Here is a 22704-nt window from a genome sequence, read left to right on the forward strand (position 1 = left end):
GCGTGAAACGCGCGGAAGCCGGGCACGCGCTAAAGTTAACAAGCACGTCATACACCCTAAGGAGGGCCGTTGGGACTTTTGGAAGCCGTCAAGGATCCACAGGACCTGGCCAAACTGTCCGGCACCGAGCTGGAACAACTGGCCGGAGAAATCAGGGCATTCCTGATCACCAACGTAGCCGCCACAGGTGGACACCTGGGACCCAACCTGGGCGTTGTGGAACTGACGCTCGCTATCCACAGGATCTTTGAGTCCCCGCGGGACAGCATTGTTTTTGACACCGGTCACCAGTCCTACGTGCACAAGCTCCTCACCGGCCGGCAGGACTTCAGCACGCTCCGCCAGCAAGGCGGACTCTCGGGCTATCCGGAACGCGCCGAATCGGAACACGACATCGTTGAAAGCTCGCACGCTTCCTCGTCCCTGTCGTGGGCTGATGGTATTTCTCGCGCCCGCCAGCTGACCGGCGAAGGTGACCGGTTCGTCGTCGCGGTAGTGGGCGACGGCGCGTTGACCGGCGGCATGACGTGGGAGGCCATCAACAACATTGCCGCGGACAAGCGGCGTCGGGTGGTCATTGTCGTCAACGACAACGGACGATCCTACGCTCCCACGGTGGGCGGTTTCGCCGACTACCTGGCGTCCCTGCGCCCCACCATCGACTCGTTGCGAACAGCCCCGGCATATGAGGGCATGCTGGATTGGTGGAAGAAGAGGCTGCAGAACGGTGGCCCCGCAGGCCAGTTCACCTACAAGAGCCTGCACGCCATGAAAAAGGGCATCAAGGACTGGTGGGCCCCGCAGGGCATGTTCGAAGACCTGGGCATGAAATACATCGGTCCTGTCGACGGGCACAACCTCCAGGCCATGGAACACGCGCTCAGCACGGCGAAGGCTTACGGTGGCCCTGTGATCGTGCACGCCATGACGGAGAAGGGCCACGGCTACGCGCCGGCCCTCGCCAACGAGGCTGACCAATTCCACGCGGTGGGCATCATCGACCCCGAGACGGGCGAATCCACTGAGATGCCCGGTGCCAGGTCCTGGACGTCGGTGTTCGCTGAGGAAATCGCCGACATCGCCGACGAACGCTCCGACATCGTAGGTATCACCGGCGCCATGCTCATTCCGGTCGGCCTGCACAAGTTCGCTGAGCGCCATCCGGAGCGCGTCATCGACGTCGGTATCGCGGAGCAGCACGCACTGACTTCCGCCGCGGGCATGGCCTTTGGCGGTCTCCACCCCGTCGTGGCGGTGTACGCCACCTTCCTCAACCGGGCCTTCGACCAGCTCCTCATGGACGTGGCGCTGCACAAAGCCGGCGTCACCATCGTCCTGGACCGGGCCGGGGTCACCGGCCCGGACGGCCCCAGCCATCACGGCATGTGGGATATGGCTATGGTCCAGATCGTGCCCGGACTTCACTTGGCTGCTCCGCGCGACGCTTCCCGGCTCCGTGAGGAACTCCGCGAAGCCGTGGCCATAAACGACGCGCCCACCGTGGTCCGTTTCTCCAAGGGCAGCGTCGGTTCTGAAGTCGAGGCCATTGAGCGCCTGCATGACGGCGTGGACGTCCTGGCCCGACGACCCGAGGGTTCAACCGAGAACGACGTCCTGATCGTCAGCGTTGGCGCCATGTCGGAAATCGCTCTCGACGTCGCCGATCGCCTGGGAGCCCAAGGTATCAGTTCCACGGTGGTTGACCCCCGGTGGGTCCTGCCCGTCCGTAAGTCCATCATTGCCTTGGCCGCCCGCCACCGCTTGGTCATCTGTATTGAAGACGGTGTCCGGGCCGGGGGCGTCGGTTCCCGGATCAGGCAGGAAATGCGCGCCGCGGGCGTCGATACCGCCCTCAACGAGGTCGGCCTGCCTGTCGAGTTCCTGGTGCACGGATCGCGCAGTCAGGTCCTGGAGCGGGTGGGACTCACTGCCCAGAAAATAACCCACGACGTCGTAGCCCAGGTTTTGGGGACAAAGGTCCCGTTTGCCCGGCCGTTGCCGGGCCAGGAGCACCCCACCACCGGAAGTATGCCCACCCTGTGAGTGGGGACCGCGGGCCGGGCTCACTGCAGCCCGGCGACCTCGTGGTGTCGAGGAACCGGAAATGGAACGGCAAGGCCCACTGGGTGGTCCCGGGAACCTACCTGGGCGAGGACATCCACGGCTGGTGGGTCTTCCAAGGTGCTGGGGAATTCTGTTCCCGTCCGGGCGCGGCCTTCTATACGGCGTCGGACGCTGTCCTGCTCATCCCGCGCACGGGGGAGTACGTGGCGACCTTCTATGACGACAGCTACCCGGGCGACTTCCGGATCTACGTCGATCTCGCCACTGCCCATGCCTGGAATCAACTGAAGCCCGGCGTCACCGAGTTTCATATGATCGACATGGACCTGGACGTCATCCGGTCCACCAAGCACGGCGTTTTCGTGGATGACGAAGACGAATTCGAACAGCATCGGACCGATATGGCGTACCCGGAAACCACGGTTGCGGCCATGCGGGCGGAATGCGCTGCCCTTTTCCAGGCGGTACAACAAATGGAAGCCCCCTTCGACATGGCCGGTGCCGGCAGCACCAGCGCAGAGTGGTTCAGGAAAGGACGAGCATGAGCGGCATTATCCGCACGTACAAGCGCGACGACGGGGTTCTTCACTTCCGGGAAGCCTGGTACGACGACGAGGACCAGCAGTTCGTCATCAATCACGGAGTGGTCGGCCACCAGAGCAGCACCGATGAAACCGCCGTCGACGACGATTCCTCCGTGGAAGGTCTCATGGCGGCCTTTGCCGCGCAATGCGAAGAAGACGGCTATGCGGAAATTCCCGAATCCGAACAGTTCTGGGTGGTGGCACAGCTGGCCCTCAAGACCAAGGAGGGTACCGAGCGGGACCGCCACCTCGAACGAAAGGCCAAGACTGCGCTGACCGCCGAACTGGCGTGGCGGGGCCTTGGTGTGGTGGACCGTTCGGAAATCGGCAACTCCCGGCTGAACATCTTCTGCCTCTGCCCGGACGTCAACAAAGCCGTGAACGCCATCAAGATCTGTGTCCGCGGTGAAGACCTGGATTTCACCAAGCTCACCATCGCTGCGGCCCCGCACAGTGACCCGAGCGCTTTCAAGATTAAGCACTCGCCGAAGCAAGGTGTGGGCTTTACTCTCTAAGTAAGCACCATTGCGCCCAGAAGGGATCACTCCATGTCGTCCAAAAGCAATTGGCCCGGCCATACCCCCTTGCCCAAAGGCCTCGCAGCGCCGGCCAAGCGTGCGCTGGCCCACGAGGGGATCGAGACACTGGAGCAGCTGGCCGAATTCGGCGAGTTGAAAGCCACCAAACTCCATGGGATGGGGCCCGTGGCCATTGCCCAGCTTGAGGACGCCATGGAGGAATCGGGAATCACCTACGGCCGCAGCTAAGGGGCGGAAGTGTTTGTTGCCTGGGGTTACTAGCTGCTTGGACCGCCGATATAGGCTAAACCCATGACTGAATACCGACGCCTTGGCCATTCCGGATTGACCGTCTCAGTAGTTGGGCTGGGCTGTAACAACCTCGGCCGCGCCAACACCCCCACGGAGTCACAGGAAGGCACGGACGCCGTGGTCCACGCCGCCCTCGACGCCGGGGTGACGTTCTTCGATGTTGCCGACGTTTACGGCCGTGAGCCTGGCCTGAGTGAGACCATGCTGGGCACGGCTTTGAAGGGCCGCCGCGACGACGTCGTAATCGGCACCAAGTTCGGCATGGACATGGGCGGAGTCAACGGCAACGATTTTGGCGCCCGCGGTTCGCGCCGGTACATCGTGAAGGCCGCCGAGGCATCGCTTCGCCGGCTGGACACGGATTGGATCGACCTCTACCAGTTCCACACCCCGGACCCCCGGACCCCCATCGACGAAACGTTGGCTGCTTTGGATGACCTGGTTTCCAGCGGCAAGGTCCGTTACATTGGCCATTCCAACTTTGCCGGCTGGCAGATCGCCCAGGCAGAGTATGTTGCCCGCCAAGCCGGCGGAACCCGCTTCATTTCCACGCAGAACCACTACAACCTGCTGGACCGGCGTGCCGAGCTCGAAGTCCTACCCGCGGCCGGAGCTTTCTCCCTGGGTGTCCTGCCGTACTTCCCGTTGGCCAACGGGCTGCTCACCGGAAAATACTCGGCGGGGAAGGCGCCCGAGGGCTCGCGGCTGAGCCATACCCGCACCAACCTGGTCCACGACGCGGACTGGGAGCAGCTGGGTCGCTTCGGCCAGTTCGCCAAGGAGCGGGACATCACCGAACTTCAGCTCGCATTCTCCTGGCTGGCCGCCCAGCCTGGTGTCAGCAGCGTCATCGCCGGGGCCACGCGTCCCGAGCAGATCCGCCAGAACGCCGAAGCCGTACGCTGGGTCCCCACTCAGGAAGACCGGACCGAACTGGACGACATCTTTCCGAAGGCCCCGAAGGTCGCCCTCTTCTAGCCCTCGCTCACGTCCCGCCCGCTATATTGCATCCCTCGCTCACAAAACAGCCCTAAAAGCAGAACGCTCCCTCACCGTGGTGAGGGAGCGTTCCGTTTTTTGCCTCGGGATTGCCGGAGCGTTCTGTTTTAGGCGGGGGCTGAAGCAACTCCCGGAGCAAGGAAGCGCTTGCCGTTGACTCGCTCCGAGGCGCCAACGCGGTCCAGGTACGGGGTGATCCCGCCCAGGAACATCGGCCAACCTGCGCCCATGATCACGCAGAGGTCAATGTCCTCGGGGCCAGCGACGACACCTTCTGCCAGCATGAGCCCGATCTCTTCGGCCAAGGCGTCCTGGGTACGTCGCAGGACTTCTTCACCCGTGGACGGGGTGTTTCCAAAGGACATGATGGCGAGGGTCTCGGCTGGGATGGAGGGGGTTCCATCGGGGCCAGTGACCCACAGGGACTTCACGCCGTTGTCGATGAGCTTCTGCAGGTTCTGCGATACGGGGAAACGGTCGCCGAAGGCGGCATGCAGGGACTCCTGGACGTGCTGGGCCACTGGCAGGCCCACCATGGCGCTCAGGGTGAACGGTGACATGGGCAGGCCCATCGGCCGCAGCGCCGTGTCGGCCACCTCTGCCGGGGTTCCTTCGTCGAACGCCGCGATGACCTCGCCCATGAGGCGCAGGAGGATCCGGTTCACCACAAAAGCGGCAGCATCCTTGACCAGGACAGCGGTCTTCTTCAGCCCCTTGGCGAGTTCGAAAGCAGTGGCCAGGACGGCGTCGTCGGTCTTGGGTGCCCGCACGATCTCCAGGAGCGGCATCACGGCCACGGGGTTGAAGAAGTGGAAGCCCACCAGGCGCTCAGGGTGCTTCAGGTCTTCGGCCATGGCGGTCACGGACAGAGAAGACGTGTTCGTGGCGAGGATGCACTCGGGGGAGACGATCTCCTCCACCTCGGCGAAGACCTGCTTCTTGATGTGGAGTTCTTCGAAAACGGCTTCAATGACGAAGTCGGCGTCGGCGAAGGCTTCCTTGGAAACGGAGCCGGTCACCAGTGCCTTGGTCCTGTTGGCGGCGTCGGGCTTGATGCGCTTCTTGGCCAGCATCTTGTCGACCTCGGCGTGGACGTACGCCACGCCCTTGTCCACGCGGGTCTGGTCGATGTCGGTCATCACCACGGGCACCTTGAGCTGCCGGGCGAAGAGCAATGCGAGTTGGCTGGCCATCAGTCCGGCGCCGACCACGCCGATCTTGGTCACAGGACGGGCGAGCTTACGGTCCGGGGCACCGGCAGGACGCTTGGAGCGCTTCTGCACCAGATCCAGGAACGCGTACACCGTGGAACGGAACTCGTCGGTCTGCATGAGTCCGGCGAGTGTCTCACATTCGAGTGCGGCGGACTCGGCCTGCGTCATGGTGCGGTTGGCTTCCATGACGTCCAGGACCTTGGCCGGCGCGGGGGAGGCATTGGAGGTCTTTGCCTCGACGAAGGCACGTCCTGCTGCGACCGACGCCGCCCACCGGGTGGCAACGCTTTCTTCGGTGGCGTCCACCGAGTTTTTCCGCTCAGGCGTGACCTCGCCGGAGATAACGCGCGCCGCCCATGCCAGCGACTGTTCAACGAAGTCGGCAGGTTCGAAGATCGCGTCGGCAACTCCGAGCTCGAAGGCCTGAGGTCCGGTGAGCGTCTTGTTGTTGCTCAGGGGGTTCTCGATCATCACCTTGACGGCGTTCTCCGGACCGATGAGGCGCGGGAGGATGTACACGCCGCCCCAGCCGGGGACCAGTCCGATGAAGGCCTCAGGAAGGGCAAGGGCACCAGCGCCGGTGGAGACTGTGCGGTAGGTGGACTGCAGTGCGATCTCGAGCCCGCCGCCCAAGGCGAGGCCGTTGATGAAGGCGAAGCTTGGAACGCCGAGGTCGGCGAGGGTGGCGTAGACGGCGTGGCCGAGCTGGGCCATCCATAGTCCATGTTCGCGCTCCTTCAGCGTCTTCACAGCTGAAAGGTCCGCACCTGCCACCAGGAAGTAAGGCTTGCCGGTTACGCCCACGCCCACGATTTCGCCCTTGGATGCCCGATCCTTGAGGCCGTCCAGGACGCCGCCGAGCTCAACCAGTGTGTTGGGACCCAAAGTGGTGGGCTTGGAGTGGTCCAACCCGTTGTCCAAGGTGATCAGGGCGAACGTTCCCACGCCGCCCGGGAGGTCGATGTCCTGGACGTAGGAATGTGTGACGACTTCGTCGGGGAAGAGGGCGGCGAGCTTCTGGAATTCGGCGGCGCTCATGCTGCGGCTCCTTCGGTGGTGGCAGTGGTGGCCTGGTCGGTGGCAAAAGATTCGTACTCGGCGTGGTGCGGGTTTTCCCAAATGACGGCGGCACCCATGCCCAGTCCGATGCACATGGTGGTGATGCCGTAGCGGACCGACGGGTCTTCCTCGAACTGGCGTGCGAGCTGGTTCATTAACCGAACGCCCGAGGAAGCCAGCGGATGGCCGACGGCGATCGCGCCACCGTAGCGGTTGACCCGGGGATCGTCGTCGGCAATGCCGAAGTGGTCAAGGAAACTCAGGACCTGGACGGCGAACGCTTCGTTGATTTCGAACAATCCGATGTCTTCGATGCCGAGGCCGGCGTTCCGGAGTGCTTTCTCCGTTGCGGGAACCGGGCCGATGCCCATGACTTCAGGCTCGACGCCGGCAAAGGCGTAGGAGACGAGGCGCATCTTGACCGGGAGCCCCAGTTCTTCGGCCGCATCGGCCGAGGCGAGCACCGCGGCCGTGGCGCCGTCGTTGAGCCCTGCGGCGTTGCCTGCGGTGACCCGCCCATGCGCGCGGAATGGTGTGCGGAGCCCTGCAAGGTCCTCAACCGTGGTCCCGGGGCGCGGGGGCTCGTCGGTGGTGTGGAGGGCCCAGCCCTGTCCGGGTTTCATGGTCGCGACGGGTACCAGGTCGTGCTGGATTTGGCCGTTGGAGTAGGCGGCTGCGAGCTTCGCCTGGGATCCGGCGGCGTAGGCGTCGGTCCGCTCCTTGGTAATGGCGGGGAAGCGGTCGTGCAGGTTCTCGGCAGTGTTTCCCATGTTCAGGGCCGCCGGGTCCACGAGGCGCTCGGACATGAACCGCGGATTGGGGTCTGCCCCAGCCCCCATGGGGTGGTTTCCCATATGTTCGACGCCGCCTGCGATGACGACGTCGTAGGCACCGAAGCCGATGCCACTCGCCGTCGTCGTGACTGCTGTCATGGCTCCTGCGCACATGCGGTCGATCGCAAAACCGGGAACTGTGCGGGGGAGTCCGGCCAGCAGGGCGGCAGTGCGGCCGATGGTAAGTCCCTGGTCCCCGGTCTGGGTGGTTGCCGCTATGGCGACCTCGTCCACACGGTCGGCGGGCAACGACGGATTGCGCCGCATCAGTTCACGGATGCATTTCACCACGAGGTCATCGGCGCGGGTTCCTGCATAGATGCCCTTGTCCCCGGCCTTGCCGAAGGGGGTGCGGACTCCGTCGACGAAAACGACGTCGCGGATGTTCCTCTGGGCGCTGCGTGCTGGACTCATGTATTAACTCCTCGTTGAGACATGGCGCCGGAGCCCGCGCTGCGGACATCCGGTTGGCATTGATGGCAATGTTACTCGTGGGTAACTTAGCTTGCAAGGCTGCTCGAAGATAGGTCGGAAAACGAAAGGCCCGCCACCCGAACGGTGGTTCGGGTGGCGGGCCTTTCAGCGGCACGATCAGCTGGCGTCCTTAGGTTTTGATTCCTTGGCTGGAAGCGGATCCGGATTCAAGCACGCGGCGGTAAGGATCGGGGCAGTCAAGGAGATTTGCCACTCCCGTGCGCCAAGGGTCCGCAACTCAGAGGAGACCGATTCGAGCGAAACGTCCGCCGGTGGACGCCAGGTGATCCGGCGTAGGTAGTCGGGGGTCAGGAGGTTCTCGACAGGAAGATTAAGTTCCTCTGCCAGGGCCTGCAGTGCGGGCCGCGCGGTAGCCAAGCGTGCGGCCGCCTCAGGATCCCGGTCCACCCACACCCTGGGGGGCGGGGGTGCGTTGGTGGGCAGGTGCAGGGGAGGGAGGTCCGTGAGGGTCCTGGCGGTGGTGATGCACCGCAGCCAGCGGGGTGCCTCGCGTTGGGCGGAGCGGCCATGGAATCCCTTGGTGGCAAGCAGTTGGGGGACGGTGGTGGGCATGGCCTTGGCGGCGGCCACGAGGGCGGAGTCCGGGATCAGCCTGCCGGGTGCGACGTCGCGCTTGCGGGCCAGCTGGTCGCGTTCCAGCCAGAGTTCACGGACTGCGGCCAGTTGGCGGCGGTCCCGGATCTGGTGGAGGCCGGAGGTCTTGCGCCATGGGTCGACCCGCGGCGGGGAAATACCGGCAGCGAGGATCCCGGCGAATTCCTGTTCGGCGTACTCGAGCTTGCCGTCCGCTTCGAGGAGTTCGATCAGTTCTTCGCGGAGTTCGGCGAGGACCTCGACGTCCAGGGCGGCGTATCGCAGCCACGGTTCGGGCAAGGGGCGGGTGGACCAGTCAGCAGCGGAGTGCTCCTTGGCGAGGCCGAACCCGAGGAGTTGCTCGATCACTGCGGCGAGCCCGACGCGGGGGAGGCCTGCCAGGCGGGCAGCCAGTTCTGTGTCAAAAAGTTTGTCAGGCCACATGCCCAGCTCAGACAGGCAGGGCAGGTCCTGGGTGGCAGCGTGCAGGATCCATTCGACGCCCCGGAGGGCGTCGTTGATGATCGCCAGGTCGTCAAAGGGCTCGGGGTCGATCAGCCAGGTACCGGCGCCTTCACGCCGGATCTGGACCAGGAAGGCGCGCTGGCCGTAGCGGAAGCCTGAGGCGCGCTCCGCGTCCACTCCTGCCGGTCCAGTGCCCGCGGCGATTGCAGCGGCGCACCGCTCCAATCCCGCCGGGGTGTCGATGACCAGGGGCACGCCTTCGCGCGGGGTGTCAAGATCAATGATTTCGGGGACGTGGCTGTCGAAGCCGTCGACCTTGATGTGGGTGGTGGTTTCAGCAGCCGGATCGCCGGCTGTGGTGTTTTCCGGATTTTCAGGGGTCATGGTGGCTTAAGCTTACCGATTCCCGTCACAACGGTATGCTTCGCGGGCGCCGGTGAGGTGGCCAGTGGAATGTTCCGGGGTCAATTGAGCCTCCTGTTGGGTAGTCCGGTAACCCCCGGGGGCAGGGGCGGCAGTCCCGCGAAGGTGCAGACCATGTCGGACCAGGCTTCCAGATGGGCCTGGACGTCGGCGCTGGCCGGCGTCCAGGAGGCGCGGAGTTCGATATCGATGGTGTCCGGTCGTTCTGCCAAGGTGCCAAAGCTCTCGGAAAGAATCCTGGTGGCCGTGCCTCCGGCCGCACGATGGGGAGCCGCATGGTTCTCGAGCGCATCCACCAGCCACGTCCACGCTACGGAGCCCAGCATGGCATCATTGCCCATTTCGGCGTCCATTTGGGCCCGGATGTACGTGACAATGCGGAACTCGCCCTCCCAAACTGCGGACCCGTCGGGGTCGTGCAGGAGGATGAAGCGGCCCGTGGCGAGTTCGTCGTCGTCGTCCGTGGACGGACTGTTGGCGTGGCTTTGGGCGAAAGCTTTGGCGGCTGGCCCGTGGACTGGAACCTGCCGGGTGGCCGCGGTGGGACTGAACACTTCCGCGCCCAAGGCCACGGCATAGGGCGCCAGCCGGGCCGGGGCAGGGATCTCCTCAAGCCGCAATTCGCTGCGGCATTGTGCTTTGCGTAGCGTTCCCAGGGCGAAGAGAAAATCCGCGGGAACCTGTGCGAGGGCGTTCACCCTCGCAGATTATGCGTCCGGGGCGGCGATTCTGTGCAGGCTCGCCGCCCCGAAGCGCAAGGGTTACTTGGACCCAAGCTCGCGCCGGATCCCTTCAACGAAGGCATCGATGTCCTCTGGCGTGGTGTCGAAGGAGCACATCCACCGGACTTCGCGCCGGGCGGCGTCCCAGTCATAAAACGCGAATGACTTCCGAAGCCGGTCGGCTACGCCCTCGGGGAGGATGGCGAAGACCCCGTTGGACTGCGTCGCCTGGGTAGGTTCAACGCCGTCGATCTCTTCCACGGCGGCGCGGAGGCGGGCCGCCATGGCATTGGCGTGTTCAGCGGAGCGCAGCCAGAGTCCATCTTCGAGCAAGGCGATGAACTGGGCGGAGATGAAGCGCATCTTGGATGCGAGTTGCATGTTCATCTTGCGCAGGAACTTCAGGCCGTCCGCTGCCTCGGGGTTCAATGCCACCACGACCTCACCGAAGAGCAGCCCGTTCTTGGTGCCACCAAAGGAGAGGATGTCCACGCCGGCGTCGCGGGTGAATGCGCGCAGGGGCACCCCAAGGTGAGCCGCTGCGTTGGCCAGCCGGGCTCCATCCATATGCAATTTCATGCCCTTGGAGTGGGCGTGGTCGGCAATGGCGCGTACTTCCTCGGGCGTGTAGCAGGTACCCAGCTCAGTGGTTTGGGTGATGGAGACGACCAGGGGCTGGGCGCGGTGCTCATCGCCCCAACCCCATGCTTCGCGGTCAATCAGCTCAGGAGTGAGCTTGCCGTCGTCCGTAGGCACCTGAAGGAGCTTGATTCCACCGATGCGCTCCGGAGCCCCATTCTCATCCATGTTGATGTGCGCGGTGGATGCACAGATAACAGCGCCCCACCGTGGGAGCAGGGACTGCAGGGACAGGACGTTGGCGCCCGTGCCGTTGAAGACGGGGAAGCTCTCGATACCAGGCCCGAACTGCTGCTCCAGGACCTCCTGGAGCCTGGCCGTGTACACGTCCTCGCCGTAGGAAACCTGGTGTCCGCCATTGGCGGCGGCCAAGGCAGCAAGAATTTCGGGGTGCACGCCGGAATAGTTATCCGATGCAAATCCACGGACCGCCGGATCGTGCAGTTGTACCGGCCCGGCCGTGCCGGGCGCGCTGAGGATTGCCTCTGTTGTGCTTGTCACTGGTTCGTTCACGCTTTCAAGTCTATTTGGCCAGCAGGATGCGCTGGCCGTTCAGTTCGCTGGCAGCTTGTTCAAAAAGGCCGACGGCGGCAGCAGCCAGGTCTTCGACGTCCGTGTACCCGGGGAATCGCCGTTCGGGATGCGCCTCCCGCATGCCGGCGTCGACGAGGGCCTTCACCACGAAGACCACCGCGGCGCTGTGTTGCTCGGTGGGAGCGTCCTTGTTGCCCGACTGTTCGCGGCGGAAACCATCGGCTACCGCCAGGGTCCAGGCTTCCGCTGCAGCTTTCGCGGCAGCGTAGCTGGCGGCTGAAGCGGTTGGGGCCGAGGCGCTTGTGGATGACACCATTGCAAGCCGTCCGTGCGCAGATGCTTCGAGTTGGCCGTAGAAGACCCTGGAGACGTTGCGCAGGGTCGTGACGGCATTGCGTTCCATCGTGTCCCAGTCGTCGTCGCTTTGATCCTCGATACCCTTTGCGCCGCGCCAACCGCCGACGAGGTGGATCACTCCGTCGACGCCCCCAATGTGCAGCTTTTCGAGATCGGAGTTCAGTTCGCGAACCGCCTCAAGGCTGGCGAGGTCGCACACCAAGGGGGTGACGTCCTGGCCGGTTTCAGCCGCGGCGGCCTTGATGCGGGCTTCATCCGATCCCACCGTGATGACACGGTGCCCTGCTGCAGCTAGCGCACGGGCGGCGGCAACGCCCGAAGCGCTGCTGCCGCCCGTCACCAAAATGGTCAATGCGGTCATCAGGCCGCCGTCGAACCGGTGATGCCGGTGGTGGATTCGATCACGGGGCGCATTTTCTTCTCCAGTGCTTCGTAGAACATGGACAGCGGGAATTCATCGTCCAGGACCTGGTCCGTGAGGCCACGCGGCGCTCCATCCAGGGGAAGGGCGTCCGGGCCCTTCGCCCAAACGGACGCCGGGTGCGGGGTCACGGTGCTCGAAATGAGCTCGTAAGCGGCCAGCCAGTGCGCTGCCTTGGGACGGTCAATGGAACGCCAGTATAGTTCCTCGATCTGTGCGCCAAGCTCCACTACGACGGCGGCTGCTTCGTCCCAGTCAATGCTGAGCTTGCTGTCCGTCCAGTGCAGGACCCGGTGCTGGTGCATCCAGGCAAACAGGAGCTGGCCGCCGAGTCCGTCGTAATTGCGTACACGGCTGCCGGTGATGGCGAAGCGGAAGATCCGGTCGAAAATCACGGCGTACTGGACAAGCTTTGCGTGCTTGCGGGCATCGGGATCGGCGGTCTCGTCCTTTTCTATGCGGACGGATTCCCGGAACGCGGTGAGGTCGCAGCGCAGTTCCTCGAGCGAGTAGAGGAAGAAAGGCATCCGCTGCTTGATCATGAACGGGTCGAAGGGCAGGTCGCCGCGCATGTGCGTGCGGTCGTGGATCAGGTCCCACATCACGAACGTCCGCTGGGTGAGCTCCTGGTCGGAGATCAGCTGGGCTGCGTCAGCCGGCAATTCCAGGGACGTGGTCTCGGCAGCGGCTTTGAGCACGCGGCGGAAGCGGGCGGCCTCGCGGTCGGCGAAAATGGCCCCCCATGTGAAGGTGGGCGTCTCGCGGACGGCGACGGTCTCGGGGAAGAGGACCGCCGAGTTGGTGTCGTAGCCCGGGGTGAAGTCCACGAAGCGGATGGGGACGAAGAGCTTGTTCGAGTAGTCGCCTGCTTCCAGGCCGCCAATGAACTCCGGCCAAATGACATCGATCAGGACTGCTTCGACCAGCCGGTTGGTGCTGCCGTTCTGCGTGTACATGGGGAAGACCACCAGGTGCTGCAGGCCGTCAACGCGCTGCTCCTGCGGCTGGAAGGCCTGGAGTGAGTCCAGGAAGTCCGGTACGCCGAAACCTTCGGCTGCCCACCGGCCGAAGTCTTCGACCAGCAGTTGGAGGTATCGGGCGTCATGGGGAAAGTGTGGGGCCAGTGCGGTGATGGCCTCCGAGATCGTGGCTACGAGGCGGCCGGCTTCGCCGTGGGCTGCAGGATCGGCAATGGAGCCGTCCTGTTCCTGGTGCGCCTGCAGGGCGGTGGCCGCAGCCTTGAGTGAAGTCCACTCGGCGTTGTCGGCGGTGACACGCGGGAGGGTGGGGGTGGCGGTAATCGTCATGGAACTCGGCCCTTTCGAAGTAGTGATTGCTTCTGGGCCGAGCGTAGCAAGCGAAAAGTATTGCTAATTCAAAAATGGGCTGAGCGTAAGAAACTCTTGGTCATGACATCCGTGAAAGGCATTTGAGATCAAGGACACAAGAGTTGAAACCGGCCAGTGAAGTTCCGGACGGACCGCCGCGGCGATCCGTCCGGAGCCCGGTCAGCTCTCTTCCGGATTTACCAGGCGGAGCGAGATGGAGTTGATGCAGAAGCGCTGGTCCGTAGGGGTGTCGTAACCCTCGCCATCGAAAACGTGCCCCAAATGGGAATCGCACGTGGCGCAGCGTACTTCCACCCGGTCCATCCCCATGGTCCGATCATGGAGATACCGGACAGTGCCCTCAGCCAACGGGGCCCAGAAGGACGGCCAGCCACAGTGGGAATCGAACTTTTCCTTGCTGGTAAACAACTGGCTGCCACACGCCCGGCACTGATAGACGCCTTCGGTATGCGTATCCCAGTACTCGCCGGTGTAGGGGCGTTCGGTACCCGCCTGCCGCAGGACCCGGAATTCCTCCGGCGTCAACTCCTCACGCCACTGGGCGTCGGTCTTCTCCACGGCCGCAGATGATGTCTTGCTGGTGTTCTCAGGAGTGTTCATGTCTTCTCCAACGCTCACGAGTCGCCGATAAATCCCGAACCTGCGTACAGGTGCAATACGGGGAGGCCCAGCTGATCCTGTGCTTTGTTGGCCCAGTCCGTGTGGAAGGTGTCCGCAATGGCATGCGGCCGCGTCACGACAACGGCCTGGGCAGCGTTCACCGAACGCACCTTCGACACCAAGCCGGCCACGGCATCGCCGTCGATTACCTCCCCGGTCACGCCACCGCCCAAGCCGGCCAAGGCCGCCAGAGAGGCCGCTAATGTCTCCGAAGCCTCCGCCCGCTCCACCTCGGGGTCAGGCGACTGCGCAGTGAGGTCGCGGAACGCCTTGGCGATATCAAGCAACGAGAGGTTCTCCAGGAAGTCCACCAGGAGATGCCGTTCGGTATTGGAAGGGACCAACACAACCAATGGCGAGTCACCGCCGTCGAGCAGTTTGGAAATATTTACACGGTCTTCGGGGCCAAGGGGCTCTTCCGTCAGGATGACTATGGGATCGCTCATGGCTACAGCGTAGTCCCGGGCAACCTGACCCGCAGGCTTTCGGCGCCCAACATCCCGAACAGGACGCCGCGCGGTCCTTGCCTGCACTGGACGGTGCCCTGAAAAGGCAACAATGGAACCATGGCATCGACATCCCGGTCAGCGAGCGACGCTGCAGAGAAGAAACTGTCCCCCCGCACCAAATGGGCCATTGGCGGCTTCCTGGCAGGCGGGACCGTTGCTGGCTTGCTGGGGGCAGGCTCCTCGGCGCTCGCCGTCTACTTTGCCCGTCGGGTCATTACCCCCGCAGCACGTCACGAAGACCAGGAAGTCCTGGCCGTCATCCGCGGTGACGACGGGCCCCAAGTCATCCTTGCGGCCACCCCGGACAGCATCATCGACGGCACCTACAGCCTCTTCTTTTCAGGGGGTGCAGGGCACGCGAGGATTGGGCGGATCGTCTCGTATTCGCCCGCCGAACAAACCGTGCTGCGGGAAGTCGAGGAAGTCTACAGCGGCGAGCTTTCCGAAGCCCGCCGGGCCTGGTGGAGCGGTGCTACCTATCCGGACCCGGCTGCCATGGGCCTTGAGGCCGAAAATGTGGACATAGAGATCGACGGCGGCAAGGCGCCTGCGTGGTTGATCCGCGCCGAAGCCTCGGTGCCGGCACCGGTCTGGGCCATCATGGTCCACGGCAGGGGTGCCACCCGCATTGAAGGACTTCGTGCGGTGCCCGTTGCACGGGAACTTGGAATGGACAGCCTGGTGATTTCCTATCGAAACGACGGGCTTGCTCCCTCGGCGCTGGACGGACGGTATGGCCTGGGATCCACGGAATGGCGCGATGTGGAGGCCGCCATCGACTATGCCCTGGAGAACGGCGCACGTGAAATTGTTTTGTTCGGCTGGTCCATGGGCGGTGCCATCAGCCTGCAAACCGCGGATCTGTCCAAGCATCGCCTGGCTATCCGGGCGATGGTGCTGGATGCACCGGTCATCAATTGGGTAAATGTGATGGCCCACCACGCCGAGATGAACAGGATCCCCTACAGCGTGGGACGTTACGGCCAGATGATGTTGACCCACCCCCTGGGCCGCCGGCTCACCGGACTGGCGGCCCCGGTGGACCTGAAAGCGATGGACTGGGAGGCACGCGCCGTTGAGCTGCGCACGCCCACCCTGCTCATCCACAGCGTCGACGACGACTACGTTCCCTTCGGACCATCAGCCAGCCTTGCCGAGAAGAACCCGGAAATGGTCACCTTCGAGCCTTTTGACGGTGCCAGGCACACCAAGGAGTGGAACGTTGATCCGGAACGCTGGGAGCGGCTGGTCCGGTCCTGGCTGCGACGGCAACTGGCACCCCGGAACAACCCCGGCCGGAGCGGTTCAACAGAGCACGGCTCCGTTCCAGGGCCGGTCGACTGAACCCGGCTACTTGCCCGTGCCGATCGATGCGGTAATGGCCTGGGTCAGGCTGACCAGGTCAGCGGGTGAAAGTTCGATGTCCAAACCCCTTCGGCCCCCTGAAACCAGGATGGTCTCGAAAGCCAAGGCTGAGTCGTCAAGGACAGTGGGGGAGGGCTGGCGCTGACCCAACGGCGAAATGCCGCCGAGAACGTAGCCTGTGCGGCGTTCGGCCGCTTTGGGGTCCGCCATTGCTGCCTTCTTGGAGCCCAGGGAGGCGGCTACGGACTTCAGGTCAAGGTTTCCGGACACCGGGACAATGGCGACCGCCAAACGCCCCTCGACCTCCACCATGAGTGTTTTGAAGACACGTGCGGGATCGATCCCCAGGACTTCGGCCGCTTCCAGTCCATAACTGGAGGCGGACGGATCATGCGCGTACGGGTGCAGGACAAAAGGGACGCCGGCCGCAGCAAGCGCTGCAGTGGCCGGCGTCCCCTGTGAAGCCATTTTCTTGGCCATACCGTGTGAGGGTGCCTTTCAGTGTTCCAGGCGGTGCGCCGCCGAGACCTTCCGCTTGATCCGGCCGAGCATGGCAGTCATTCCGCGCATGCGCAGGGGCGTGATGGCCCGCGTCAACCCGAGAAGCTCCGGCATGTCATCCGGAACCGCAAGGATCTCCTCGGCAGTCAGTCCGTCCAGGCCTTCATGGAGCACGCCAGCGAAGCCGCGCGTTGTGGGTGCTTCCTGCGGAGCCTTGAAGAACAACCGGTAGGCGCGGGGGCCGCCAGGGTTTTCCCCGTTCTTCTCCGACTCAATGGTCAGGAACAAGGGGGACTGGCACTCGACTACCTGCTCCAGCAGCTCCGGGTGGTCTTTCAGGCGCTCAGGAAGCTCCGGCAAACCCCTGGAGAACTCAAGGAGCAGTTGCAGGCGGTCAGGCTCCGTCAGGGCCTGGAAGTCATCGACGATTTCCGCCAGCGCGGCGGGCAAGGTATGGGTACTCATCCCTTCCAGCTTACGCACAACAACGGCAAATGCATCGTGCCGGCCGGAACACTACGGGGGCCATGGGATGCCGCTAGTTGCGGGCCAGTGCCGCTGGAACCGAACCGCGTTCGGAGCCTTTGGCGATGGGGACGCGGACGGCGTTGCCCCACTCAGTCCAGGAGCCGTCATAGTTGCGTACGGTGTCGAAGCCCAGGAGGTATTTCAGGGCGAACCAGGTGTGGCTGGACCGCTCGCCGATGCGGCAGTAGGCCACGACGTCGTCACCGGGTTCAAGGCCGGCCTCGCCAAGGTAAAGTGCTTCGAGCTCTTCGCGGCTGCGGTAGGTGCCGTCTTCGGCTGCGGCACGTGCCCAGGGAATCGAAGCAGCAGTAGGAATGTGGCCGCCGCGCAGGGCTCCCTCTTCCGGGTAGGCGGGCATGTGGGTGCGCTGGCCGGTGTATTCCTCGGGGGAGCGGACATCGATCAGCGGGTTGCCCAGGTGCGCCAGGACGTCTTCCTTGAAGGCGCGGATGGGAGCATCGTTGCGTTCGACTTCGGGGTACTCGCCTGGGGCCGGCTGCGATGCATCGGTGGTCAGCTCGCGGCCCTCGGCGATCCACTTGTCACGGCCGCCGTCGAGGAGGCGGACGTCGCTGTGGCCGAAAAGGGTGAAGACCCACAGCGCGTAGGCGGCCCACCAGTTGGACTTGTCACCGTAAATGACAACGGTGCTGTCGCGGGAGATGCCCTTGGACGCGGCGAGGGCGGCGAAAGCGGCACCGTCGACGTAGTCGCGGGTGACTTCATCATTCAGGTCTGTGTGCCAGTCGATCTTCACTGCGCCCGGGATGTGTCCGGTTTCGTACAGCAGGACGTCTTCATCAGACTCCACGACTACCAGTTTGCCGTCGGCGATGGCGCCATCGGCAAGTGCTGCCGCAAGCCACTCAGTGGAGACGAGGCGTTCAGGGTTCGCGTAGGCGGCGAACTTTTCATTCTGTTCAACGGGGTAGGACATTTGATGGCCTTTCACTGACAACGGACGGAGCCGGGCCTTGGTTCATCAGGTGGCCGCCCGGCCTTTCCAACACTAACCACGGCCCGGTGCGATTGCTTCCCCAGCGGTCACATGGTGAAACATGGCTTTGGTCACGTGGCCGTTCTGCCGTTCCTTATGCCGGTATTCTTGCTGGGGACCCACAACCGAAGGAACGGATCACAGTGGTACAGATCGAACAATTGGCTGCCCGCACACCGGCAGTCTCCGTGGAGGAACTCCTCAAGGGTTTCTACCCCTCTCCGCGATTCGGAGAGGTATCGTTCGACAGCTACCGGCCGGACCCTTCGCAGCCGAGCCAAGCCAACGCCGTGAAACTGCTGTCCGCCTTCGCCGATGGCGTGGGCTCGGACGATAGTGGTGGGCTTTTCAAGAAGTTGTTCGCCAAAAAGGCCCCTGCCACCAGGGCGGGCATCTACCTTGATGGCGGATTCGGTGTTGGCAAGACACACCTCTTGGCGTCGCTGTGGCACCGCTCACCGGGGCCTAAGGCTTTCGGAACCTTTGTGGAGTACACCAACCTTGTTGGCGCTCTTTCGTTCCGCAAGACCGTGGAAGCGCTGAGCAGCTACAAACTGGTCTGCATCGACGAATTCGAACTCGACGATCCGGGCGACACCGTCTTGATGTCGCGCCTTATGCGTGAACTGGCGGACGCCGGCGTCAAGCTCGCGGCTACGTCGAACACCTTGCCCGGTTCCCTGGGCGAAGGCCGTTTTGCCGCCGTCGACTTCCAGCGCGAGATCCAGGTGCTCGCCGACCAGTTCGACGTCGTCAGGATCGACGGCGAGGACTTCCGCCACCGCGGCCTTCCTGCGGCACCTGCTCCCCTGAAGACCGAAGAGCTCAAGCGCCGCATGCGTGCCGAATTCGACGGCAAGACAGTGGCTGTCGACGATTTCCGCACCCTGGTCAACCACCTGGCCGCGGTCCACCCGAGCCGGTACCGCCAGTTGCTTTCCGGGGTGGAGGCAGTGGTGTGGAGCGATGTCGAAACCATCACGGAGCAGGCCGTTGCACTGCGGTTCGTGGTGCTCGCGGACCGTCTCTACGATAAGGATGTTCCGATTCTCGCCAGCGGAGTCCCGTTCGATCAGCTCTTTACGGAAGAGATGATGACCGGCGGTTACATGAAGAAGTACTTCCGGGCGGTCTCCAGGCTCACGGCGCTGGCCCGTGAGGCACAAAACCACGAACCTGCCTGAGTCAGTCCTTCGGAAGCCGCGTCCGGCTCTTCAGCATCCACCGCACCAGGATGCCACCGGCCAGTGCCCAGAACGCGGCGCCCACACCCGCGAAACTCAAGCCTGACGCTGCGAGCAGGAACGTGATGCACGCCGGTATGCGTTCCTCAGCTGCGGCCAGTGCCGAAGAAATCGAGGAGGCAAGCGTGCCCAGGAGCGCAAGCCCTGCCACCGCTTCAAGCAGTCCGGGCGGGGCCGCTGCCACGATCGTGACGAGTGCGGCAGAACCAGCTGCCAAAGCCAGGTAGGCCAGTCCCGAGACAAAGGCCGCGACCCAGCGCCGATCGTGGTCCTTTCCGGCTTCCTCGCCGGCTGCCAGTGCCGCGCTGAGGGCTGCCAGGTTGATGGCATGGCCACCGAAAGGGGCTCCAACAACGGTTCCGGCCCCCGTCACCAGCATGGACGGCCGCCACGGCGTGGTGTAGCCGAACGATTTCAGGACGGCCACCCCCGGGATGTTCTGTGAGGCCATGGTCACGATGAAGAGTGGCAGGGCCAGCCCCACGGCAGCTTCCACGGTGAACGCGGGCGTTGTCCACTCAAGCCGGGGGAGGAGGCCCTCAGCGGGGATGTTGGCACCGCTGGAGGCGATGTGGATGCCGATGACGGCCAAGGCCACCAGCAGCGACCCTGGAACAGACCAGCGGGGTGCAAATTTCATCAGGACGATCCAGCACAGGAGCACCGGGGCGACCAGCAGTGGCGCCGAGCCTAGGGACTTGAACGGGGCCAGGCAGAGGGGAAGCAGAACGCCGGCCAGCATGGCCTGTGCCAGAGCCGTGGGGATCTTTGCCATGATCCTGCCAAGGACAGGGAGCAGTCCGGTCAGGAGGATCAGCACCCCCACCAGCAGGAACGCTCCCACGGCTGCCGGCCAGCCGCCGTCGACCATCCCAGCGGAGGCGAGAAGCGCTGCTCCGGGCGTGGACCAGGCAAGGGTGACCGGCATTTTGGACCGCCAGGAGAGCCACAGGATACCGAGCCCAAAAGTCAGTGTCAGCGCCAGCAGACCACTGGACGCTTGCCCCTGGTTGGCGCCGACGGCTTTCAACCCTGCCAGGACGACGGCAAATGATGAGGTGAAACCAACCAGTGCCGTGACAATTCCTGCGGTCACCGGCGGTCCCAAGGCCTCCTTGCGGACATGGCGTTCAGTGGTCGTCGGGGAAGGGGAAGGCATAGGCACAAAAATACCCGACCATCGGAGTTATTAAACGCCAAGGGCACCGGTGGCGCCTCTCGGCGGGACCGGTGCCCCCTTGACGTATCTGGTACGGCGGCTCAGGCAGCTACGGCTGCTTCGGCTCATCCGCGACGGGAGCCTGTGGCTCGCCGTCATTTTTAGCCACGAAGTCGGAAGCGGCATTCTGGACCGAATCGACCTGACCGGCGAACTTGCCGCCTGTCTTCTCGTCGATGAAGTCCCCGGCTTTCTCGATGCCATTCTTGATGGCTTCCTCGTTGCCTTGAATGAGACCCTGAGCCTTGCCCTTCAGGTCGTCAATTAAACCCACGGGCACCTCCCTTCCTTCGCGGAGCCAGTTCGCTCCTCCGCGTCCGACCCTAACACCAGTTGACAGAGGTGCCAAGGCTTCAACGCAGGCCTGTGGACAAACTACGCCGAGGGCGTAGTTACCGTCTTGTGGCGGGGGCTGTCCGGGTTCATGAGTGAGTGCTTACGGCCGTAGGAGAAGTAGATCACCAAGCCGATGACCAGCCACACCCCAAACCGAACCCAGGTTTCCCAGTGGAGCTGGAACATCAGGAAGGCCGAAGCCAGGACGCCGAATGCCGGGACGAGGGGCATCAGCGGCAGACGGAACGTACGGGGTGCATTCGGCTTGGTGTAGCGGAACACGATCACCGAAACGCAGACCACCACGAAGGCGGCCAGGATGCCGATGTTGGTGAGGTCGGCGACTTCCTTGATGGGGAAGACGCCAGCCAGGAATGCCGAGGCGATGCCGGCAATCCAGGTAACACGCTGGGGAGTGCCGTTCCGGTCGGTCTTGGCGAACCATCCGGGCAGCAGTCCGTCGCGGCTCATGGAGAACCACACGCGGGTGACGCCAAGGAGGAAGGTCAGCATCACGGTCAGGATTGACAGGACAGCGAACACCGAGATGATGGTTGCGATGACCGGAAGTCCCACGCCGGTGAAGGCGGAGGCAAAGCCGGCCGTGGGGTTGATGTCCTTGTAGTTCTGCATGCCCGTGAGGACCAGGGTTGCGGCCACGTAGAGCAGCATGGCGATGATCAGGGACAGGATGATGGCCTTGGGCATGTGCTTCTTGCCGTCCTTGGCCTCCTCAGCGGCGGTACTCATGGCGTCGTAGCCGAACACCGCGAAGAAGACGGTCGCGGCGCCCGCAACGACCGGTCCGAAGCCACTGGGCATGAACGGGTTGTAGTTCTCGGTGTTCACGTAGAAGATGCCCAGGCCGATGATGAACAGGATCAGGATCACCTTGATGGCGACCGCCACGAGCTCGAACCTGCCGAACGCCTTGGTTCCCCGGCTCAGGATCCAGGTGACGAGGAGGCAGACGAGGATGGCCGGCAGGTTGATGATTCCGCCCTTGCCTTCGTCTGCAGTGGAGGTCATCCACGTGGGCATGTGGATTCCGATGCCCGAAAGGAAGGCGTCGAAGTAGCCGGAAATGCCGATGGCCACAACGGCCACAATGGCAATGTATTCAAGCAAAAGATCCCAGCCAATGAACCAGCCGATGATCTCCCCGAGGGCTACATACCCGTACGTGTAGGCCGAGCCTGCGCGGGGAATCATGCCGGCGAATTCGGCGTAGGAGAGCGCTGCCGCTCCCGAGGCCAGCCCGGCGATCAGGAAGGAAAAGAGGACGGCAGGACCGACACCCGGGTTTCCCTCGCTGCCGTGGGCCACCAGGCCCGCCAGGGAGAAAATCCCGACGCCGATAATTCCGCCGACGCCGATGGCAGTCAGTTGCCAGAGGCCGAGACTTTTAAAGAGTCCGCTGTGCTTGCTTTCTTCTTCGATATCGTCAATGGGCTTGCGCCTCAGGACGGACTTGGATGCCGTCAGTTGGTTCATGGGGGTACTCCTGCCGGTTGGCGTGGAACGGTGATGAGCTCGCAGTACATTATGCGAGCCCAATCACATTAGATAAAGCGACTTCTTCTGAGGTGTATCGGTTACTTCAAATGATGAATGGGAATTCAACGAAAAATTGGCACAAAAAAAGCAGCTCCGAAGAGCTGCTTCTTTATGTGGAGCGGACGACGAGATTCGAACTCGCGACATCCACCTTGGCAAGGTGGTGCTCTACCAGCTGAGCTACGTCCGCACATGTTGCCTGCCATGCTGATGCGTGGCTTTCAACA

22 protein-coding genes and 1 tRNA gene are annotated in these 22704 nt (G+C 63.6%); 7 read left to right on the forward strand and 16 right to left on the reverse strand.

The features are described from left to right. The first annotated feature begins 69 nt into the window (after positions 1-69). The 5 genes from dxs (at position 70) to ACNQOP_RS18670 (ending at position 4456) form a co-directional block, all read left to right on the forward strand. Complete coding sequence (dxs, locus tag ACNQOP_RS18650) at positions 70-2043, forward strand: 1-deoxy-D-xylulose-5-phosphate synthase (RefSeq protein WP_416405405.1); 1974 nt, start codon at positions 70-72, stop codon at positions 2041-2043. Then, positions 2040-2609, forward strand: coding sequence for a DUF402 domain-containing protein (locus ACNQOP_RS18655; RefSeq protein ID WP_416405406.1), 570 nt, complete (start codon positions 2040-2042; stop codon positions 2607-2609). Before dxs ends, ACNQOP_RS18655 begins: the two co-directional genes overlap by 4 nt. Then, entirely contained in the window at positions 2606-3163 is a 558-nt protein-coding gene (locus tag ACNQOP_RS18660; protein ID WP_416405407.1) for a hypothetical protein, read from the forward strand. The genes ACNQOP_RS18655 and ACNQOP_RS18660 overlap by 4 nt, the downstream gene beginning before the upstream one ends. A gap of 33 nt (positions 3164-3196) precedes the next feature. Beyond that, positions 3197-3415, forward strand: a complete 219-nt coding sequence (locus tag ACNQOP_RS18665; protein ID WP_211714092.1) for a hypothetical protein — start codon at positions 3197-3199, stop codon at positions 3413-3415. A gap of 63 nt (positions 3416-3478) precedes the next feature. Further along, positions 3479-4456, forward strand: a complete 978-nt coding sequence (locus ACNQOP_RS18670; RefSeq protein ID WP_416405408.1) for an aldo/keto reductase — start codon at positions 3479-3481, stop codon at positions 4454-4456. A gap of 128 nt (positions 4457-4584) precedes the next feature. Here the strand turns inward: ACNQOP_RS18670 and ACNQOP_RS18675 are convergent, their stop codons facing one another. From ACNQOP_RS18675 to ACNQOP_RS18715, 9 genes are all read right to left on the reverse strand, one after another. Then, positions 4585-6729 carry a 3-hydroxyacyl-CoA dehydrogenase NAD-binding domain-containing protein gene (locus ACNQOP_RS18675; RefSeq protein ID WP_284987294.1) on the reverse strand — a complete coding sequence of 715 codons (2145 nt, stop codon included), beginning with the start codon at positions 6727-6729 and terminating at the stop codon, positions 4585-4587. Continuing rightward, the gene (locus ACNQOP_RS18680) at positions 6726-7997 is read right to left on the reverse strand and encodes a thiolase family protein (protein WP_416405409.1); all 1272 of its coding nucleotides are present in this window, start codon (positions 7995-7997) and stop codon (positions 6726-6728) included. The genes ACNQOP_RS18675 and ACNQOP_RS18680 overlap by 4 nt, the downstream gene beginning before the upstream one ends. A 177-nt stretch (positions 7998-8174) precedes the next feature. Next, complete coding sequence (locus tag ACNQOP_RS18685) at positions 8175-9500, reverse strand: HRDC domain-containing protein (RefSeq protein WP_257368363.1); 1326 nt, start codon at positions 9498-9500, stop codon at positions 8175-8177. A gap of 80 nt (positions 9501-9580) precedes the next feature. Further along, entirely contained in the window at positions 9581-10237 is a 657-nt protein-coding gene (locus ACNQOP_RS18690; protein WP_211714097.1) for a DUF3000 domain-containing protein, read from the reverse strand. Positions 10238-10300: 63 nt separating this feature from the next. Beyond that, complete coding sequence (locus tag ACNQOP_RS18695) at positions 10301-11413, reverse strand: threonine aldolase family protein (protein ID WP_374111504.1); 1113 nt, start codon at positions 11411-11413, stop codon at positions 10301-10303. A gap of 10 nt (positions 11414-11423) precedes the next feature. Next, on the reverse strand, positions 11424-12152 hold the full coding sequence (locus ACNQOP_RS18700) for an SDR family NAD(P)-dependent oxidoreductase (protein WP_416405410.1): 729 nt from the start codon (positions 12150-12152) through the stop codon (positions 11424-11426). Further along, positions 12152-13519 (reverse strand): DUF6421 family protein, encoded by a 1368-nt coding sequence (locus ACNQOP_RS18705; protein ID WP_416405411.1) that lies wholly within the window; start codon positions 13517-13519, stop codon positions 12152-12154. Before ACNQOP_RS18705 ends, ACNQOP_RS18700 begins: the two co-directional genes overlap by 1 nt. Positions 13520-13720: 201 nt before the next feature. After that, positions 13721-14161 (reverse strand): peptide-methionine (R)-S-oxide reductase MsrB, encoded by a 441-nt coding sequence (msrB, locus tag ACNQOP_RS18710; RefSeq protein WP_257368355.1) that lies wholly within the window; start codon positions 14159-14161, stop codon positions 13721-13723. Between the two features lie 14 nt (positions 14162-14175). Next, positions 14176-14667 carry a hypothetical protein gene (locus ACNQOP_RS18715; RefSeq protein WP_416405412.1) on the reverse strand — a complete coding sequence of 164 codons (492 nt, stop codon included), beginning with the start codon at positions 14665-14667 and terminating at the stop codon, positions 14176-14178. A 120-nt stretch (positions 14668-14787) separates the two neighbouring features. On the opposite strand from ACNQOP_RS18715, the gene ACNQOP_RS18720 reads away from it, so the two are divergent. Then, positions 14788-16074 (forward strand): alpha/beta hydrolase family protein, encoded by a 1287-nt coding sequence (locus ACNQOP_RS18720; RefSeq protein WP_416405413.1) that lies wholly within the window; start codon positions 14788-14790, stop codon positions 16072-16074. 6 nt (positions 16075-16080) lie between these two features. Here the strand turns inward: ACNQOP_RS18720 and ybaK are convergent, their stop codons facing one another. From ybaK to ACNQOP_RS18735, 3 genes are all read right to left on the reverse strand, one after another. Next, a complete protein-coding gene (gene ybaK / locus ACNQOP_RS18725; RefSeq protein WP_257368351.1) occupies positions 16081-16575 on the reverse strand; it encodes a Cys-tRNA(Pro) deacylase in 495 nt (164 codons plus the stop codon). Between the two features lie 18 nt (positions 16576-16593). Beyond that, positions 16594-17061 carry a SufE family protein gene (locus ACNQOP_RS18730; RefSeq protein ID WP_235520516.1) on the reverse strand — a complete coding sequence of 156 codons (468 nt, stop codon included), beginning with the start codon at positions 17059-17061 and terminating at the stop codon, positions 16594-16596. Between the two features lie 73 nt (positions 17062-17134). Continuing rightward, the gene (locus ACNQOP_RS18735; RefSeq protein WP_416405414.1) at positions 17135-18061 is read right to left on the reverse strand and encodes a sulfurtransferase; all 927 of its coding nucleotides are present in this window, start codon (positions 18059-18061) and stop codon (positions 17135-17137) included. A 203-nt stretch (positions 18062-18264) separates the two neighbouring features. Between ACNQOP_RS18735 and zapE the strand changes: the two genes are divergently transcribed. Next, entirely contained in the window at positions 18265-19305 is a 1041-nt protein-coding gene (gene zapE, locus ACNQOP_RS18740; protein WP_416405415.1) for a cell division protein ZapE, read from the forward strand. A 1-nt stretch (position 19306) separates the two neighbouring features. Here the strand turns inward: zapE and ACNQOP_RS18745 are convergent, their stop codons facing one another. The 4 genes from ACNQOP_RS18745 to ACNQOP_RS18760 form a co-directional block, all read right to left on the reverse strand. Beyond that, positions 19307-20524, reverse strand: a complete 1218-nt coding sequence (locus ACNQOP_RS18745; RefSeq protein ID WP_416405416.1) for a benzoate/H(+) symporter BenE family transporter — start codon at positions 20522-20524, stop codon at positions 19307-19309. Between the two features lie 109 nt (positions 20525-20633). Then, entirely contained in the window at positions 20634-20864 is a 231-nt protein-coding gene (locus ACNQOP_RS18750) for an antitoxin (RefSeq protein ID WP_257368346.1), read from the reverse strand. A 95-nt stretch (positions 20865-20959) separates the two neighbouring features. Then, entirely contained in the window at positions 20960-22414 is a 1455-nt protein-coding gene (locus tag ACNQOP_RS18755) for an amino acid permease (RefSeq protein ID WP_235520521.1), read from the reverse strand. 177 nt (positions 22415-22591) lie between these two features. Further along, positions 22592-22667, reverse strand: a tRNA-Gly gene (locus tag ACNQOP_RS18760). Positions 22668-22704: the final 37 nt, after the last annotated feature.

This window comes from Arthrobacter sp. LFS091, from assembly GCF_047977885.1.
Lineage (GTDB): Bacteria > Actinomycetota > Actinomycetes > Actinomycetales > Micrococcaceae > Arthrobacter.

Bases quoted from the DNA above. Each gene is read 5' to 3' on its own strand.
- ACNQOP_RS18660 (WP_416405407.1), top strand. From the start codon at position 2,606: ATGAGCGGCATTATCCGCACGTACAAGCGCGACGACGGGGTTCTTCAC.
- ACNQOP_RS18665 (WP_211714092.1), top strand. From the start codon at position 3,197: ATGTCGTCCAAAAGCAATTGGCCCGGCCATACCCCCTTGCCCAAAGGC.
- ACNQOP_RS18670 (WP_416405408.1), top strand. From the start codon at position 3,479: ATGACTGAATACCGACGCCTTGGCCATTCCGGATTGACCGTCTCAGTA.
- ACNQOP_RS18675 (WP_284987294.1), bottom strand. From the start codon at position 6,729: ATGAGCGCCGCCGAATTCCAGAAGCTCGCCGCCCTCTTCCCCGACGAA.
- ACNQOP_RS18680 (WP_416405409.1), bottom strand. From the start codon at position 7,997: ATGAGTCCAGCACGCAGCGCCCAGAGGAACATCCGCGACGTCGTTTTC.
- ACNQOP_RS18685 (WP_257368363.1), bottom strand. From the start codon at position 9,500: ATGACCCCTGAAAATCCGGAAAACACCACAGCCGGCGATCCGGCTGCT.
- ACNQOP_RS18700 (WP_416405410.1), bottom strand. From the start codon at position 12,152: ATGACCGCATTGACCATTTTGGTGACGGGCGGCAGCAGCGCTTCGGGC.
- ACNQOP_RS18705 (WP_416405411.1), bottom strand. From the start codon at position 13,519: ATGACGATTACCGCCACCCCCACCCTCCCGCGTGTCACCGCCGACAAC.
- msrB (WP_257368355.1), bottom strand. From the start codon at position 14,161: ATGAACACTCCTGAGAACACCAGCAAGACATCATCTGCGGCCGTGGAG.
- ACNQOP_RS18715 (WP_416405412.1), bottom strand. From the start codon at position 14,667: ATGAGCGATCCCATAGTCATCCTGACGGAAGAGCCCCTTGGCCCCGAA.
- ACNQOP_RS18720 (WP_416405413.1), top strand. From the start codon at position 14,788: ATGGCATCGACATCCCGGTCAGCGAGCGACGCTGCAGAGAAGAAACTG.
- ybaK (WP_257368351.1), bottom strand. From the start codon at position 16,575: ATGGCCAAGAAAATGGCTTCACAGGGGACGCCGGCCACTGCAGCGCTT.
- ACNQOP_RS18730 (WP_235520516.1), bottom strand. From the start codon at position 17,061: ATGAGTACCCATACCTTGCCCGCCGCGCTGGCGGAAATCGTCGATGAC.
- ACNQOP_RS18735 (WP_416405414.1), bottom strand. From the start codon at position 18,061: ATGTCCTACCCCGTTGAACAGAATGAAAAGTTCGCCGCCTACGCGAAC.
- ACNQOP_RS18745 (WP_416405416.1), bottom strand. From the start codon at position 20,524: ATGCCTTCCCCTTCCCCGACGACCACTGAACGCCATGTCCGCAAGGAG.
- ACNQOP_RS18755 (WP_235520521.1), bottom strand. From the start codon at position 22,414: ATGAACCAACTGACGGCATCCAAGTCCGTCCTGAGGCGCAAGCCCATT.